We start from the raw sequence: 15,264 nt of genomic DNA, 5'->3' as shown, positions 1-15,264 counted from the left end.
GGCCGCTTCTGCGGCCGATTCGGGGCTCGAGCGCCCGAATATGCGGTTGATATCCCTGACCACGGGTAGCAGTTGCGATTGACTAGGGTGATCGATGTGACGGTTTTCCAGATCGGCGAGGCGGCTGAGCTGCTCGGGGTCAGCACGGACACGGTCCGCCGCTGGGTCGACGCCGGGCGCCTCCCGGCGTCCCGCGACGAGCACGGTCGCCGGGTGATCGACGGCGTGGAGCTGGCCGGGTTCGTCCGTGCCCAGGCCGCCGAGCCGGACGGGCGGGCCGACGCGTCGTCGGCGCGCAACCGGCTGCGCGGCATCGTCACCGCGGTGGTCAAGGACACCGTGATGGCTCAGGTGGACATCCAGGCCGGGCCGTTCCGGCTGGTGTCGCTGATGAGCCGGGAAGCCGTGGACGAGCTCGACCTGCGGGTCGGTTCGGTCGCGGTCGCCGTCATCAAGTCGACCACGGTGGTCGTGGAACGTGCCCAGTTGGGGAGGAACCCATGAGGCTTCGCGCTGCTGCCCTGGCAGCCCTGGTCCTATTGTCCGGATGCGGCTCGACATCTGACGACGAGGCGACTCCAGCGGAGAGCGGCGGTGTCACCGGCACCGTCACCGTCTTCGCCGCCGCCTCGCTCACCGAGTCGTTCACCACGATCGGCGAGCAGTTCGAGCAGAAGAACCCCGGCACCACGGTGACGTTCAGCTTCGCCGGCAGCTCGGCCCTGGCCACCCAGATCAACGAGGGCGCCCCGGCCGACGTGTTCGCCTCGGCCGCGCCGAAGAACATGGACGCCGTCACCTCGGCCGTCACGCCCACCACGTTCGCCAAGAACCAGCTGGTCATCGCGGTCGCCAAGGGCAACCCGAAGGGCATCACCGGCCTGGCCGGCCTGACCGGGGCCGACCTCAAAGTGGCGCTCTGCGCCGAAGCGGTGCCGTGCGGCGCGGCCGCCGAGACCGCCACCGAGGCGGCCGGTGTGACGATCACCCCGGTCACCCTGGAACAGGACGTCAAGGCGGCACTGTCCAAGGTGAAGCTCGGCGAGGTTGACGCGTCGCTGGTCTACCGCACCGACGCCAAGGCAGCCGCGGCCGACGTCGACGCGGTCGAGTTCCCCGAGTCGGAGAAGGCGATCAACGACTACCCGATCGCGGTGCTCAAGGAGGCGAAGAACCCGGTCGGCGCACAGGCGTTCGTCGCGTACATCGGCACCGACGAGGCCAAGGCGGTCCTGACCGAAGCCGGGTTCCAGGCGCCATGACCCGGCGCACCAGGGTCCCGGTGCCCCTGCTCGTGCCCGCGGCCCTGGGCCTGGTCTTCCTGGTCCTGCCGTTGGTGGGGCTGCTGGCGCGTACGCCGTGGTCGACCCTGCCGCAGCGCCTCGCCGAGCCCGAGGTGGCGATGGCGCTGCGGCTGTCGATGCTCACCTCCACCCTGGCGACCCTGCTCTGCCTGGTGTTCGGCGTGCCGCTGGCCTGGATGCTGGCCCGCGTCGAGTTCCCCGGCCGGCGACTGGTCCGCGCGCTGATCACCGTGCCGCTGGTGCTGCCGCCGGTGGTCGGCGGCATCGCCCTGCTGCTGGCCCTCGGGCGCCGGGGGTTGGTCGGGTCCTGGCTCGACGAGAACTTCGGGTTCAGCCTGCCGTTCACCACGGCCGGGGTGGTCGTCGCCGAGGCCTTCGTCGCCCTGCCCTTCCTGGTGATCTCGGTCGAGGGCGCCCTGCGCGGAGCCGACACCCGGTACGAGGAGGCCGCGGCGACCCTCGGCGCGACCCGCTGGATCAGCTTCACCCACGTCACGTTGCCGCTCGTCGCGCCGGGCATCGCGGCCGGCGGGGTGCTCTGCTGGGCGCGGGCCCTCGGCGAGTTCGGCGCGACGATCACCTTCGCCGGCAACTTCCCGGGAGTGACACAGACCATGCCGCTGGCGGTCTACCAGACCATGGAGAGCGGGGACCTCGAAGGCGCCGTGGTGCTCAGCCTGATCCTGCTCGCCGTCTCGGTCACCATCCTCGCCGCCCTCCGCGACCGCTGGCTGACCACGCCGTGACCGGGCACCTGGTCGACGCCCGGCTGCAGGTCCGGCGCGGCACCTTCGCACTCGACATCGCCCTGCGCATCCAGCCGGGCGAGACGGTCGCGCTGCTCGGCCCCAACGGCGCGGGCAAGACGACGGCACTGCGGGCACTCGCCGGCCTGACGCCGCTCTCCGGCGGGCACCTGACCGTGGACGGGCACGACCTGGACCACCCGGAGAAGAAGACCTGGGTTCCCCCGGAGCAGCGCCCGATCGGTGTGGTGTTCCAGGACTACCTGCTGTTCCCGCACCTCAGCGCCCGCGACAACGTGGCGTTCGGCCCGCGCCGGCACGGCGTGGACCGCCGGACCGCCCACGCAACCGCCGACCGGTGGCTGGAGCGGGTGGGCCTGGCCGACCACGGCCGGCGCAAACCACGGCAGCTCTCCGGCGGTCAGGCACAGCGGGTCGCGCTGGCCCGGGCACTGGCCCTGGACCCGGCGCTGCTGCTGCTCGACGAGCCACTGGCGGCGCTCGACGCGCGTACCCGGCTGGAGACCCGGGCCGAACTGAACCGGCACCTGACCGCGCACCCCGGGGCGGCGCTACTGGTCACCCACGATCCGCTCGACGCGCTGGTCCTCGCCGACCGGCTGGTGATCGTCGAGGACGGCCGGGTGGTGCAGGAGGGCGACGCGGCCACCATCACCGCACGACCGCGGACCGACTACGTGGCCCGGCTGGTCGGGCTGAACCTGTACCGGGGACGCGGCGACGGGCACACCGTCGAGGTGGCCGGCGGGTTCGCACTGACCACCACGGACACGGTGCACGGCGAGGCGTTCGTGGCGTTCCCGCCCTCGGCCGTCGCGCTGCACCCCCACCGTCCCGACGGTTCGCCGCGCAACACCTGGTCGGCGACGCTCACCGACATCCAACGGCACGGCGACAACCTGCGGGTCCGCCTGGACGGGCCGATCAACGTGGCCGCGGACATCACCCCGGCGGCGGCCGCCCACCTCGAACTGGAACCGGGCCGCGAACTGTGGGTGGCCGTCAAAGCAGCCGAGACCCGGGCTTACACGGCGTAGCGAACGTTGCGGACTCTCTGCACGGCTGCCGCGACCGCCGTCCGGGGACTCGACAGCACCGGGACCCCGGGCAGCAGGCCGGCGGCCGGCGTCATGCTCGCCTGCGCCAACACCGTCACGTCCACGTCACCGGCCGTCGTCCGGATCCGATCGGCGATCGTCCGGTGATACCGCGGCAGGTCACCGGCCTCGAAAAACGGCCAGGCCGACAGGCACGGCACCGGCGTCAGCGTCACCTCCCGTCCGGCCCGGACGGCACTGTCGCGGATCAGCGCGCCGGTCGTCGCCCACGTCGACTCCAGAGCGAACGCGACCGCGATGCGCCCACCGGCAGCGACGGCGGCATCGGCCATCGGACGATCAACACGCATCAGGGGTACGCCGAAAGCACCGTCCAGCCCCTCCGCGGCGGCACCGATCGTCGAGCACGTGCAGACGATCACGTCCGCGCCACTCAGTTCGGACAGCCGCGCCCGGAGCGCCGCCACGACCTCCGGGGTGACGCCGTCGACCCGGGCGCGGGCCAGCAGCGACTCGTCGACCACGTGCCGGTCGTCCCAGTCCGGTGCGAGCTCCGCGCAGAGGTCGCGGAAGGTCGCGACGTGCACCTCAGCGGTGTGCAGAAAGCCGATCACGGTCACTCGCCGTACGCTACCTCCGCCACCGTCCCGCCCGGTGCCGGCTGTCGTCAGGTGCGCCGTCGGTAACGCCGGGAGGCCACGTTCTGCCGGTACTCGCGGCGGGCGCCGACCTGGCCCGCCACGAACTCCCACGTGTCCAGCCTTGTCGACCCGTACGGGCCCTCCTGGTGGATGGGCGGGTCACCGGACAGCCAGAACCCGCACCGGCGGGCCACGGACGTGCTGGCGGTGTTGTCCGGGTCGATCCGCAACAACAACCGGCGCAGGCCGAGGGCTTCCCGTGCGTACCCCGCGAGGGTGGAGAGCGCGGCGGCAGCGAGGCCTCGGCGCCGATGAGGGCGACCCACCAGATAGCCGATCTCGGCCGTGAGGTCGGTGGTCACGCCGAAGAGCGACACCTCACCCAGCGGGTGGCCACCCTCCTCGGTGATCGCGAGCTGGATCCGGGAACCGTTCACCCGGCCCTGGCGGGCACGCCTGAGGTAGGCGACACCGGCCTCGGCGTCGAACGGCGACGGCATCGGCGTCCAGCGCGCGATGTCCGGCTCGTCGAGCAGCGCAACCAGATCGTCCAGGTCGTCGGCACCCCACTCGCGGAGGACGATGCCGGGTCCCGTCAACGTCAGCGGGTAGGGCAGCGGGCTGGCGGTCACTCTCAAAATCCTGCCCATATGGACCCGGTTCCTGCTAGTAGCGCTCGAAATGAAACATGCTCCTGGTCGGATTACCGATACGGCGCTTGACCTGCGGAGAAGTCGAATTAGGACTCTTTTGTGAGATCTTGCATGCGTCGTGCAGGATTACTCCATGTCGTCCTCACACTGGGCCGCCTACAACGCACGGCAGGCGGCACGACCGGTCCGCGAGCTGTGCCGTCGCGTGATCGACCTGGCCGGCCCGGGACGCGCCCGGACCGCCGTCGACCTCGGATGCGGCGCCGGACGGGAGACCCGGGCGCTGCTCGACGCCGGCTGGCGGGTGATCGCCCTCGACGGCGAACCCGGCACCCCACAGCGCGTCACCCGGACCATCGGCGGGCGGCACCCGGCGCTGGAAATCCGCGTCCAGGACTTCACGGAGATCCGCGAGCTGCCCGACGCCGATCTGATCTATGCGGGGTACGCGCTGCCACACCAGCCACCCGCCTCCTTCGACCGGGTGTGGGCGGCGGCACGGGCGGCACTCCGGCCCGGCGGGTGGCTCGCCGCGGACCTCTTCGGCGACCGGGACTCGTGGGCGGGCAACCCGCAGCTGACCTTCCTCAAAGAGGGTGAGCTGCGGGAACGCCTTCACGGACTGGAGATCGTGCACTGGCGGGAGGAGGACGCGCCGGGGCCCGCATTCAGTGGGCCCAAGCACTGGCACGTCTTCGAGGTCATCGGCACCTCACCGGCCGGCGGGGTGGACCGTGATCTCGACGCCGGCCGCCCGTAGCCGGTCGACCAGGGCATCGCCGAGAGCCGTGGCGGGAGTCAGCACCCCACCCTCGGACTCGGGAAGCCTGTCCCGGTCGAGGACGAGCGCGAGAGCGGACTCGCCGAGCATGACGGCGGTCGCCGCGTACCCCGGATCGCCTTTCGCCCGGAACCGGGCACGATAGCGCTCACCCTCCACCGTCGTGGTGAAGATGTCCACCGTGAAATGCCCGTTACGCCGGGTCTTCTCATCCGGGCCGGTCCCGGGTCTCGGCAGGATCCGGTCCAGCAGAAAACGCGTCGGCGGCACGGCCAGACCGAGGAAGAGACCGGTCAGGCCCATCTTGAGTCCGAAAGCGAACACCGGCGACAGCGGGGAGGCACCGACACTCACCGCCTCCCGGTAGCGGAACCGGCGACCGTAGGCGTGACCGCGCAGAGCGTTGCTGCGCCGCACCACCCGGGTGTTGTAGGAGGCCATCACGAACGGCGCCAACTGCCCGCGCAGACTCGGATCCACATCGGAGGCGGGCACCGAGACCATGTCCGGCTGGCGGCCCAGGTCCGGCTCGGCGTCGCGATCAGGAGTCAAGGAGTACGGGCTGGCGGCGGCCCGTCGCAGCGCGGGATCACTGCGTACCGCGTCCACCTGACCGCGCATCGAGTCGATCGTCCCGCCGCTGATACCCCCGGACAGACTCGTGACCACGAGCGTGGTGTCGGTGAGTTCGCTCCGGACATGCTTGTGGAGCACGTGAACGCCGATGTCGGACGGGATCGAGTCGAAACCGCACGAGTGCACGATCCGGGCACCGGTCCGCCGCGCCGTCTCATGATTCGCAGCGATGCTGTCCCGGACGAACAGCACCTCACCGCTCAGATCCAGATAGTCGGTGCCGGCCTCGGCACACGCGTTGACCAGCGGAAGACCGTGCCGCGCATAGGGGCCGACGGTCGTGACCACCACCCGCGTGCGGGCGGCCATGGTGGTCAACGCGTCCCGATCACCGGCGTCCGCAACGATCACGGGCCAGTCGACGCCCAGCCGTGCGCGTACCGACTCCAGTTTCTCCGGTGAACGGCCGGCCAGTGCAATTTGTGTTTCTGGTGGAGCATTCTCGGCCAGGTGTTGCGCCACCAGCGCACCGACGAAACCGGAAGCACCGTAGACGATCACATCGAAGTCGCGGCTCATGGCTGCCGATTGTGCACCCTGGGTGGAGGGTCGGCTACTGGCAGGTAGTTGGTGGTTATCCCGCAAAGGCCGACCAAAGCGTCTAATTTACGAGAAGGCGCCACCTGCCAGCCTCCGGGTTGGTGCACCATCACCGTGCTTCACACGCCGGTGAGCAGCACCGCGCCGGCCTTGCATGCCGGTGGCAGCATCGCGGCCGGCTTTTGTGCGCCGGTGGCGGCACGACACCGGCTCTTGCATGCACGGTGGCAGCACGACACCGGCTCTGCACGCCGGTGACAACACCATCCGGCGGCCCGTACGCGGGCACCGTGGCCGGAACGCCGAATCCTTGCCGCCGGCCACGGACACGAACCCAGGCAGGGAGCGGGGGACCCACACGTTCCTCGGCGCTGACACGCGCCTCGGGGTGAAGCCGCACACGACGCGACCGGGCACCTCTGCCCGAACCCGACAGCTGACCTCGCAGGCGTGGAGGAAGCTCAGATGCATCACATACGTAAGCAGGCCGTTGTCGGACTCACCGGCACGATGGTCGCGTTCTCGCTGCTGGGCACCGAGTCGGCGGCTTTCGGGGCCGAGGTCAACTGGGATGCGGTAGCCCGCTGCGAATCAGGCGGCAACTGGCGGATCAACACCGGCAACGGCTACTACGGGGGCCTGCAGTTCACGCGTGGCACGTGGCGCGCCTACGGCGGGTCGAAGTTCGCCGGGACCGCGAACCGGGCCAGCAAGAGCGAACAGATCCACGTGGCGGAGCGGGTGCTCCGCGGCCAGGGCATCGGCGCGTGGCCGACATGCGGCAAACACGGCCGCCGGGGTGTCTCGTCCGCCGCGGCCCGCAAGGCGGCAGCCGAACGCAGAGCAGCCGCAGCGGCCCGCGCGGAAGCCCGAGCGCAGGCCAGAGCGGAAGCCCGCAGGCAAGCCGCCCAGCGCAGAACAGCCGCCCGCCAGGCCTTGGCACAACGCCAGGCGGAGGCCCGCCGACGCGCAGCGCTGCGAGCCACCGAGATCCGCGAGAGGGCGATCCGCGAGAGGGCCCTGCGAGAGGCCGAAGCCCGCGAGTTCGCCGCCCGAGACGCCGCAGCCCGCGAGGCAGCCGCCCAGGCGGACGCAACCCGTAAGACGGCCGCTCAGGAAGCGACAGTCCAGACCGCTGATGTACGTGCGGGTCAGAACACGGATGTACGTGCGGGTCAGAACACGGATGTGCGGACAGGGAAGAGCACGGCCGGCTCTGACGACACGAGCCGGAAGACGGCATCTCAGACAGCCGAAGTGCGCACAGGCAGAGACCCCGGCAGCGCCGGCAGCGCCGCCCAGAAGGCGACGGCCCCATCCGCCGGTGTGCGTGCGGGCAAGAACACCGGCGGCGTCGGCAGCGCCGCTCAGAAGGCGCCGGCCAAGACCGCTGAGGTACGCGGGGGCGGGGGCTCATCGCGCGGCAGCTCGGAAGAGCGACGTTTGGCGCGACCCGGGACGCAGGTCCGCGACGGGAGCGAGGTAACCCCGTCAGACAGCGCGTCGCGCGAAGTGGCCTCTGAACAGAATCGGATCATGCATGAGGCCGCGGCATGGGAGAGAGTCACCCGGCTGCGGGTTCTTCGGCTGACGGCTCAAAAACGCCCCGCCGGGGCCGCCACCGCTCAAGCTCAGACCGGTAGCGCGGTGGGCGACGGAAAGCGCCTCGATCCGACTGGACAACGACAGCGGCCAGCAGGACCGGGCACGGCAGAGCGAACGACAGCCGGACTTGGGGCAGCGGAGCAGGGGACGGCTGAGCGGGAGACGGCTGAGCGGGAGACGGCTGAGCGGGAGACGAAGGGGCGGGGGAGGATTCGTAGTGCGGTGCGAGTGGTCCTGGAAACGCGCCAAGGCCGTGAAATGCGGCTGGCCGCGACGCGGGCGGACGCGATCCGGCGGCAGATCGAACGGGCTGCGGCCGAGCGGAAGGCCTCGCTCAAAGCGGTAACCGCCTTCTCCGGTGCGGCAAGCGTGAGCGCGATCAGCCTGGTGCGCGGTGGCGGCACGCTGCTGCCGCGGAACCTGGCTGGTCCGACGCCTCCCGCGGGCGCCCCTCCTGCGGGGGCCCCTCCCGTATTGGCGATTCCTGACGTCGCCGCCTCGGGATGGACCACACCGAGTCCGACCGCCTCCGGGGCGATGGCTCCGGGACCGTTCGTGCCCGGGCCGATCACGCCGGGCGTGGACCTCCCGAGCCCGGTGCCGGTGCGCGCCGAATCAGCGACATCGGGATCGACCGGCACCACACAGGGCAGCACGAGTTCGACCGGAACAGGGCTGACCGCGACGATGATGGCGGCTGTGGTGCGGGACCTGCGGGCTGACGACGCCAGCCGGACCCGAGCCGTCCGGATGAACCAGGTCGCGATGGCCAGTGCGGCCAAGCCGTTCCTACGGCCCATCCCCGGACGACCAGTCGGGGGACGGCCGGTTGCCGGACGACCCGCCGGAGGACGGCCGGTTGCCGGACGACCCGCCGGAGAACGGCCCAGCACTGGCGGAACTGGCCGAACCGGCGGAACGGTGCGGAAGGGTGGAGTAGGAATAAGCGTCCACGTCGTGCGCCACGGTGACACACTGACCTCCATCGCGGCTCAGCACGACATCACGGGCGGCTGGCGTCATCTTTATCGCCTGAATGATGAGCTTCTGCGTAGCCCTCACCTGCTTTACCCCGGCCAGCGCATCACGCTGTGACCGTGGCGATCCGGCCGTCCCCGAACTCGCGGGACGGCCGGATCCATGCCCGCCGCGGCCCCGAAGGCCACAGCGAGCACAGCGACGCGCCTCATGACGGGCACGACAGCACCCCTTACAGCGGACACGGCAGCACGCGTCGCAGCGGACACGGCGAAACACGTCGCAGCGGACACGGCAGCACGCGTCACAGCGAGCACGACAGCAGCGTGTTTCACGGCCACGCGGTCACGGGGTGGGGTCGACGAACTCGGGCTGGTCGAGGACTCGCAACCAGGTGCCATCAGGCTGCCGGCGGACGACCTGGGCTCGCGCGCCGGAACCGTCCTTCGGTGGCGTCGAGGTGAGCGCCAGGTCTCCGCTGATCAGAGTGGGCAGCGGCTGCTCGGGCTCGAACTGTGGCATCCGGGGAAGCAGTTCCTCCCACAGCTTGCGGATCGCGGCGCGACCGCGGGTCTGCGAGCCGGGCGGGAAAGCCATCACGGCGTCCTCCTCGTAGAGCAGCGACAGGCCCTCGGCATCCTTGGCGTTGGCGCGCTCGACGAAGAGACGCGTCAGGTCTTCGGGCTGGTGAGCCTTGGCGTGTTCGGTCATGCCTCCACTCTTCCCCTCCCCCGATGACAAGTCCAACGCATACTTCTCATGACAACTACAATCCTGACTCATGGATCTGCGTCAGCTCGAGTACTTCGTCGCGGTCGCCGAGACCGCCAGTTTCACGCGGGCGGCGGAACGCGTACACATCACGCAATCCGGGGTCAGCGCGCAGATCAAGGCCTTGGAGCATGAGCTCGGTGCCCGGCTCTTCGACCGCAGCGGCCGGTCCGCCCAGCTCACCGAGGCGGGGTCGGCGGCTCTCCGGTACGCCCGTGCCGCGCTCGACGCCGCCGCCGATCTCCGTGACTCCATCGACGACGTGTTCGGGCTGGTCCGGGGGCGGCTCGCGGTGGGCATGGTGGTGGGCTGCGAGGTGACCCCGCTCTTCGACGCGCTCGCCGCATTTCATCACGCGCACCCGGACATCGAATTGGAGTTGCAGGAGGCGAACTCCGATCTGCTCGTCGCCCGCGTACGCACGGGCAGCCTCGACATCGCACTCGTCGGCACCGCCGGCGAACCGCCGGAACACCTCGAGAGCCACGTGATCGTGAAGGAACCGTTGGTGGCGTTGACTCCGCCGGACAGCGAACTCGCCACGGTGGGGCGGCTCTCGGTGACCGGGCTTTCCGCGTACCCGATGATCTCGCTCCCGAAAGGCACCGGAATCCGCGACGTGCTCGATCAGGCCTGTGCCGCGCAGCGTGTCACGCCCGACATCGCGCTGGTCGCGACCTCACCGAACACGGTTGCCGGACTGGCGCGGCGCGGACTGGGCGTGGCGGTGCTGAGCGAGTCGATGGCGGCCGCATACCCGGATCTGACAGCCGTTCCGATAGACGGCATGGACATCCCGGCGCTGCTCGCATTGGTGTGGCAGGAACGGAGCAGCCCCGCACTGGCCGTCTTTCTCGAGCATTGCCGGACGGCATTCGCCTGACGGACACCGGGCGCGTCACTCGTCGGCATCCGGTGGGGGTGCGGCGCCGGTCATGATGGCCACCGCGTCGGACATCGAGTGGGAGCGCGGGGTGACGACCGCGATGCGGCGGCCCAGTCGCTGGATGTGGATGCGGTCGGCGACCTCGAAGACGTGCGGCATGTTGTGGCTGATCAGGATCACCGGCAGGCCCCGGTCACGGACGTCGCGGATCAGCTGCAGGACCCGGTTGCCCTCCTTCACGCCCAGGGCCGCGGTCGGCTCGTCGAGGATCACCACCTTGCTGCCGAACGCCGCGGAGCGGGCCACCGCCACCGCCTGGCGCTGGCCCCCGGAGAGCGACTCCACGGCCTGGCCGATGTTCTGCAGGGTCGCCACGCCGAGCTCGCTCATGTGCCGGGCGGCCTCCGACCGCATGTGCCCGCGGTCCAGCATCCGGAAGACCGATCCGAGCAGCCCGGGCCGGCGCTCCTCCCGGCCGAGGAACAGGTTGTCGGCGATGTCCAGACCCGGGGCGACCGCCAGCGTCTGGTGGACCGTCTCGATGCCGGCCGCCCGCGCCTCCAGCGGATTGCGGAACCGCACCGGCTCGCCGTCCAGCAGGATCTCGCCGCTGTCCGGGACGATCGCACCGGACAGCGCCTTGATCAGGCTGGACTTGCCGGCACCGTTGTCGCCGATCACCGCCAGGATCTCGCCGGGCAACAGCTCCAGATCGCTGCCGTCGATGGCGACGACCCGGCCGTACCGCTTGGTCAGGCCGGTGGCCTGCAGCACCGGGGTGGTCACGTCCGCACCCTCCTGATCCACTGATCCAGCGAGACGGCGGTCAGCACCAGCAGGCCGATCGCGAACCCCTGCCAGACCACCTCGACCCCGGCGAGCTGCAGGCCGTTGCGGAACACCCCGACGATCAGCGCGCCGATCAGGGTGCCGATGACACCGCCCCGGCCACCGAACAGGCTGGTGCCGCCGAGCACGACGGCGGTGATCGAGTCCAGGTTGTACTCGGTGCCGACGTTCGGGCTGGCCGAGGCGAGACGTCCGATGAGGATCCAGCCGGCCACCGCGTACAGCAGGCCCGCGGTGGTGTAGACCGAGAACAGCACCCGGCCGGTACGGATGCCGGCCAGGCGGGCCGCCTCCCCGTCGTCGCCGGTCGCGTACACGTGTTTGCCCCAGGCGGTCCAGGTCAGGGCGTACCAGAAGAACCCGAACAGGATCAGCATGATGATCGAGCCGTAGCTCAGCTGGAAACCACCGATCCCGATCGCCTCGCCGGTCCAGGTCATCAGGCCCGGCATGTCCGTGCCACGGACCGTCTCACTGTTGCTGACCACGGCGTTCAGCGAGAAGAAGATGGTCAGCGTGCCGAGAGTGACGATGAACGGCGGCAGCTTGATCCGGGTGACCAGCAGACCGTTGAACGCGCCCATCGCGGTTCCGCAGACCAGGCCGAGCAGCAGCGCGATCGGTCCGGGCATCCCCGACCGCACGCAGAACGCCGCCATCAGCACCGACGAGAACACCGCGATCGCCCCGGCCGCCAGGTCGATCCCCGCGGTCAGGATGATCAAGGTCTGTCCCAGTGCCAGCGTGGCGATCACGGTGACCTGCAGCAGCACCAGGGACAGGTTGGCTGCGGAGAAGAACCGGGCGTTGACGATCGAGAACGCGACGATCGCCACCAGCAGGACGGCCAGTGGGCCCAGCACCGGGTTGGCGTGCAGCAGATGCTGAACACGCGCCGGCAGCGAGTCGTGCTGACGGCTCTCGAAGTCGGCGGCGGTCGTGGTCGCCATGTCAGCCCCAGCAGTTCTGCTTGCCCCACGTGGAGTCCTTCGCCTCCACGCCGGCCTGCGGCTGATCGGTGATCAGTTGTACGCCGGTGTCCACGAAACTCTTGCCGGCGGTGTTCTGCGGGCGGGTGCCGTCCTGCGCGTACCGGTTGATCGCCTCGATGCCCAGCTCGGCCATCTTGACCGGGAACTGCATCGAGGTGGCGCCGATGACACCGCTCGCCACGTTGTCGACACCCGGGCAGCCGCCGTCGACCGACACGATCGTGACGTCCTGCGCCTTGCCGGCCGCTTTCAGGGCCTCGTACGCCCCCGCCGCGGCAGGCTCGTTGATGGTGTAGACCAGGTTGATCGACGGGTCCTTCTGCAAGAGGTTCTCCATCGCGGTGCGCCCACCCTCCTCGTTGCCGTCGGTGACGTCGTGCCCGGCGATCCGCGGGTCGTTCTCGTCGCCGATCCGGCCCGGGTCGCCGTTCGGAATGCCGAAACCGTCCAGGAAACCCTGGTCCCGCTGGACGTCGACGGACACCTGATTGGGGTTGAGGTCGAGCATCGCGATCCGCGCCTCGGTCCCGCCGGCCGCGAACTTCGCCTTCGCCCACTGCCCGATCAGACGGCCGGCCTCGTAGTTGTCGGTGGCGAACGTGGCGTCCACCGCGTCCGGCGGGTCGACCGGGGTGTCCAGCGCGATGACCAGCATGTCGGCCTTCCGCGCCCGGTCGATGGACGGCACGATCGCCTTCGAGTCGTTCGGGGTGATCAGGAAGCCCTCGGCGCCGAACGAGATCAGGTTTTCGATCGCCTGGACCTGGGCCTCGTTGTCGCCGTCCTGACGGCCGGCGAAGGACTGCAGCTCCAGCCTGTGCTGCCCGGCGGCGCGTTCGGCGCCCTTCTTCATGGTGACGAAGAACGGGTTGGTGTCGGTCTTGGTCACCAGGCCGACCACCGGTTCGCCGGTGCCCCGGTTGCAGGCGGCGCCGGCGAGCGCCAGCGCGACACAGCCGGTAACCGCGAGAAGCCTGCGCATGTCACCTCCCGACGACGACGCTGTCTGGAGTAGACGCCCGCACCACCGGAGTGTCAACAACAAGTTTCGATGTGATTGCCGTGGGTGATCATCGCCTGATGATCGACTCCGGAAACGACACTGCCCCCGCCGGCACGAGGCAGGCGGGGGCAGTGCTGCGAACGGTCAGGCTCAGAGGCCCAGGTCCACCGACGGGTAGAGCGGGAACGGGGCGAGCAGCTCGGAAGCCTGCTTGTGCACCCGCTCGGACAGCGCCGGGTCGAGGGTGAACTTGGCCTTGGAACCCTCAGCCGGGGTGGTGTTGCTGAGAACCGTGTAGATCAGCTCGGCGATCTGGTCCATCTCGGCGGTGTCGAGGCCCCGGCTGGTCAGAGCCGGGGTGCCGACGCGGATGCCCGAGGTGTACCAGGCGCCGTTCGGGTCGTTGGGGATCGCGTTGCGGTTCGTGACGATGCCGGAGTCGAGCAGGGCCTGCTCGGCCTGCCGGCCGGTGATGCCGTACGGGTGGACGTCGAGCAGCACCAGGTGGTTGTCGGTGCCACCGGACACCACCTGCACGCCCCGCTTGAGCAGCCCCTCGGCGAGCGCCTGGCTGTTGGTGACGATCTGCTGGGCGTAGGTGGCGAACTCGGGCCGGCGTGCCTCCGCGAACGCGATCGCCTTGGCGGCCATCACGTGCGGCAGCGGGCCACCGAGAACCATCGGGCAACCCCGGTCGACCTGCGACGACAGCTCCGGCTGGCAGAACACGGCGCCACCGCGCGGGCCGCGAAGGCTCTTGTGGGTGGTGGTGGTGACGATGTGCGCGTGCGGGATGGGGTTGTAGTCCCCGGTGAACACGCCACCCGCGACCAGACCGGCGAAGTGCGCCATGTCGACCATGAAGGTCGCGCCCACCGCGTCGGCGATCTCCCGCATCTTCGCGAAATTCACCTTCCGCGGGTACGCCGAATAGCCGCCGACGATGACGGCGGGCTTGAACTCCTTGGCCGTCTCCAGCAGCTGCGCGTAGTCGATCTGACCGGTGGCCGGGTCGACACCGTAGCTGCGCTGGTCGAACATCTTGCCGGAGATGTTCGGACGGAACCCGTGGGTGAGGTGGCCGCCCGCGTCGAGGGACATGCCCAGCAGACGCTGGTTGCCGAACGCCTGCCGCAGCTCGGACCACTCGGCGTCGGTCAGGTCGTTGATCTGCCGCTTCTCGAACTTCTTGAGGTAGGGCACCTCGACCCGGTCGGCGAGGATCGCCCAGTAGGCGACGAGGTTGGCGTCGATGCCGGAGTGCGGCTGCACATAGGCGTAGGGCGCGTCGAACAGCGCCTTGGCGTGCTCGACGGCCACCGACTCGACGGTGTCGACGTTCTGGCAGCCGGCGTAGAACCGGCGCCCGATGGTGCCCTCCGCGTACTTGTCGGAGAGCCAGTTGCCCATGGCCAGCAGCACGGCCGGCGAGGCGTAGTTCTCAGAGGCGATGAGCTTCAGCGACTCGCGCTGGTCGCCCAGCTCCTTGACGATCGCGTCAGCGATGCGCGGCTCGACGGATCGCACCACTTCGAGCGCGGACCGGAACGCAGTCGATTCAGCATTGAGCTCAGACACGGGACCTCCCAATCGGGTTAGCGAAGAGGCCCAGGCGCACGGCATGTTCGTCATCTCGACGAGGCCGCTCCCCGATGGTCAACCCATCCGAACGCGCCAGTCACGGCCTGAGAAAGAGCATACAACGAAGAAAGGCCCACCCCGAAGGGTGGGCCTTTCTCAACGTTAAGTCCGGCGGCGTCCTACTCTCCCACACCCTCCCGAGTGCAGTACCATCGGCGC

General features: G+C 69.9%; 15 protein-coding genes and 2 riboswitches. Of the genes, 7 read left to right on the top strand and 8 right to left on the bottom strand.

The window, feature by feature from the left end; translation table 11 throughout:
- Window positions 1-96 precede the first annotated feature (96 nt).
- The 4 genes from WH85_RS29765 to WH85_RS29750 are packed head-to-tail and all read left to right on the top strand — an operon-like array spanning window position 97 to window position 3,108.
- Window positions 97-504 carry a TOBE domain-containing protein gene (locus WH85_RS29765; protein WP_045745352.1) on the top strand — a complete coding sequence of 136 codons (408 nt, stop codon included), beginning with the start codon at window positions 97-99 and terminating at the stop codon, window positions 502-504.
- Window positions 501-1,262 (top strand): molybdate ABC transporter substrate-binding protein, encoded by a 762-nt coding sequence (gene modA, locus WH85_RS29760; RefSeq protein ID WP_045745351.1) that lies wholly within the window; start codon window positions 501-503, stop codon window positions 1,260-1,262. Before WH85_RS29765 ends, modA begins: the two co-directional genes overlap by 4 nt.
- Window positions 1,259-2,050 (top strand): ABC transporter permease, encoded by a 792-nt coding sequence (locus tag WH85_RS29755; protein WP_045745350.1) that lies wholly within the window; start codon window positions 1,259-1,261, stop codon window positions 2,048-2,050. Before modA ends, WH85_RS29755 begins: the two co-directional genes overlap by 4 nt.
- The gene (locus WH85_RS29750) at window positions 2,032-3,108 is read left to right on the top strand and encodes an ABC transporter ATP-binding protein (protein WP_083449359.1); all 1,077 of its coding nucleotides are present in this window, start codon (window positions 2,032-2,034) and stop codon (window positions 3,106-3,108) included. The genes WH85_RS29755 and WH85_RS29750 overlap by 19 nt, the downstream gene beginning before the upstream one ends.
- Here WH85_RS29750 and WH85_RS29745 read toward each other — a convergent pair.
- Together WH85_RS29745 and WH85_RS29740 are read right to left on the bottom strand one after the other, a co-directional pair.
- Window positions 3,096-3,749: an aspartate/glutamate racemase family protein gene (locus WH85_RS29745; protein WP_157411290.1), complete on the bottom strand. Its 654-nt coding sequence runs from the start codon at window positions 3,747-3,749 to the stop codon at window positions 3,096-3,098. The two genes, WH85_RS29750 and WH85_RS29745, sit on opposite strands and share 13 nt — an antisense overlap.
- Before the next feature lie 47 nt (window positions 3,750-3,796).
- Entirely contained in the window at window positions 3,797-4,402 is a 606-nt protein-coding gene (locus WH85_RS29740) for a GNAT family N-acetyltransferase (RefSeq protein ID WP_052720894.1), read from the bottom strand.
- A 154-nt stretch (window positions 4,403-4,556) separates the two neighbouring features.
- On the opposite strand from WH85_RS29740, the gene WH85_RS29735 reads away from it, so the two are divergent.
- On the top strand, window positions 4,557-5,183 hold the full coding sequence (locus WH85_RS29735) for a class I SAM-dependent methyltransferase (protein WP_052720893.1): 627 nt from the start codon (window positions 4,557-4,559) through the stop codon (window positions 5,181-5,183).
- On the opposite strand, the gene WH85_RS29730 is transcribed toward WH85_RS29735, so the two are convergent.
- Complete coding sequence (locus WH85_RS29730) at window positions 5,136-6,359, bottom strand: saccharopine dehydrogenase family protein (protein ID WP_045745347.1); 1,224 nt, start codon at window positions 6,357-6,359, stop codon at window positions 5,136-5,138. The two genes, WH85_RS29735 and WH85_RS29730, sit on opposite strands and share 48 nt — an antisense overlap.
- A gap of 311 nt (window positions 6,360-6,670) precedes the next feature.
- A riboswitch (cyclic di-AMP (ydaO/yuaA leader) is annotated at window positions 6,671-6,845 on the top strand.
- Between WH85_RS29730 and WH85_RS54010 the strand changes: the two genes are divergently transcribed.
- The gene (locus WH85_RS54010; protein ID WP_157411289.1) at window positions 6,846-9,080 is read left to right on the top strand and encodes a transglycosylase family protein; all 2,235 of its coding nucleotides are present in this window, start codon (window positions 6,846-6,848) and stop codon (window positions 9,078-9,080) included.
- 228 nt (window positions 9,081-9,308) lie between these two features.
- Here WH85_RS54010 and WH85_RS29725 read toward each other — a convergent pair whose 3' ends face one another.
- Entirely contained in the window at window positions 9,309-9,674 is a 366-nt protein-coding gene (locus tag WH85_RS29725) for a YybH family protein (RefSeq protein ID WP_045745346.1), read from the bottom strand.
- A gap of 70 nt (window positions 9,675-9,744) precedes the next feature.
- On the opposite strand from WH85_RS29725, the gene WH85_RS29720 reads away from it, so the two are divergent.
- Window positions 9,745-10,617 (top strand): LysR family transcriptional regulator, encoded by an 873-nt coding sequence (locus WH85_RS29720; protein WP_045745345.1) that lies wholly within the window; start codon window positions 9,745-9,747, stop codon window positions 10,615-10,617.
- Window positions 10,618-10,632: 15 nt separating this feature from the next.
- Here the strand turns inward: WH85_RS29720 and WH85_RS29715 are convergent, their stop codons facing one another.
- From WH85_RS29715 to WH85_RS29700, 4 genes are all read right to left on the bottom strand, one after another.
- Window positions 10,633-11,406: an ATP-binding cassette domain-containing protein gene (locus tag WH85_RS29715; protein ID WP_045745382.1), complete on the bottom strand. Its 774-nt coding sequence runs from the start codon at window positions 11,404-11,406 to the stop codon at window positions 10,633-10,635.
- Window positions 11,403-12,419, bottom strand: a complete 1,017-nt coding sequence (locus tag WH85_RS29710) for an ABC transporter permease (protein WP_045745344.1) — start codon at window positions 12,417-12,419, stop codon at window positions 11,403-11,405. Before WH85_RS29710 ends, WH85_RS29715 begins: the two co-directional genes overlap by 4 nt.
- 1 nt (window position 12,420) lies before the next feature.
- Window positions 12,421-13,443 (bottom strand): sugar ABC transporter substrate-binding protein, encoded by a 1,023-nt coding sequence (locus tag WH85_RS29705; RefSeq protein WP_045745343.1) that lies wholly within the window; start codon window positions 13,441-13,443, stop codon window positions 12,421-12,423.
- A gap of 171 nt (window positions 13,444-13,614) precedes the next feature.
- Window positions 13,615-15,042, bottom strand: coding sequence for a glycine hydroxymethyltransferase (locus WH85_RS29700; RefSeq protein ID WP_245674145.1), 1,428 nt, complete (start codon window positions 15,040-15,042; stop codon window positions 13,615-13,617).
- A gap of 21 nt (window positions 15,043-15,063) precedes the next feature.
- A riboswitch (ZMP/ZTP riboswitch) is annotated at window positions 15,064-15,156 on the bottom strand.
- Window positions 15,157-15,264 lie beyond the last annotated feature (108 nt).

Origin of the sequence: Actinoplanes rectilineatus (genome assembly GCF_000962825.1) — a bacterium.
GTDB classification, from domain to species: Bacteria; Actinomycetota; Actinomycetes; order Mycobacteriales; family Micromonosporaceae; genus Actinoplanes; species Actinoplanes rectilineatus.
This window is presented reverse-complemented; position numbering and strand designations above follow the sequence as displayed.

What these genes read in the sequence shown, in the direction of transcription:
- WH85_RS29735 (WP_052720893.1), top strand. Translation starts at nt 4,557, where the DNA reads ATGTCGTCCTCACACTGGGCCGCCTACAACGCACGGCAGGCGGCACGA.
- WH85_RS29755 (WP_045745350.1), top strand. Translation starts at nt 1,259, where the DNA reads ATGACCCGGCGCACCAGGGTCCCGGTGCCCCTGCTCGTGCCCGCGGCC.
- WH85_RS29705 (WP_045745343.1), bottom strand. Translation starts at nt 13,443, where the DNA reads ATGCGCAGGCTTCTCGCGGTTACCGGCTGTGTCGCGCTGGCGCTCGCC.
- WH85_RS29725 (WP_045745346.1), bottom strand. Translation starts at nt 9,674, where the DNA reads ATGACCGAACACGCCAAGGCTCACCAGCCCGAAGACCTGACGCGTCTC.
- WH85_RS29730 (WP_045745347.1), bottom strand. Translation starts at nt 6,359, where the DNA reads ATGAGCCGCGACTTCGATGTGATCGTCTACGGTGCTTCCGGTTTCGTC.
- WH85_RS54010 (WP_157411289.1), top strand. Translation starts at nt 6,846, where the DNA reads ATGCATCACATACGTAAGCAGGCCGTTGTCGGACTCACCGGCACGATG.
- modA (WP_045745351.1), top strand. Translation starts at nt 501, where the DNA reads ATGAGGCTTCGCGCTGCTGCCCTGGCAGCCCTGGTCCTATTGTCCGGA.
- WH85_RS29720 (WP_045745345.1), top strand. Translation starts at nt 9,745, where the DNA reads ATGGATCTGCGTCAGCTCGAGTACTTCGTCGCGGTCGCCGAGACCGCC.
- WH85_RS29710 (WP_045745344.1), bottom strand. Translation starts at nt 12,419, where the DNA reads ATGGCGACCACGACCGCCGCCGACTTCGAGAGCCGTCAGCACGACTCG.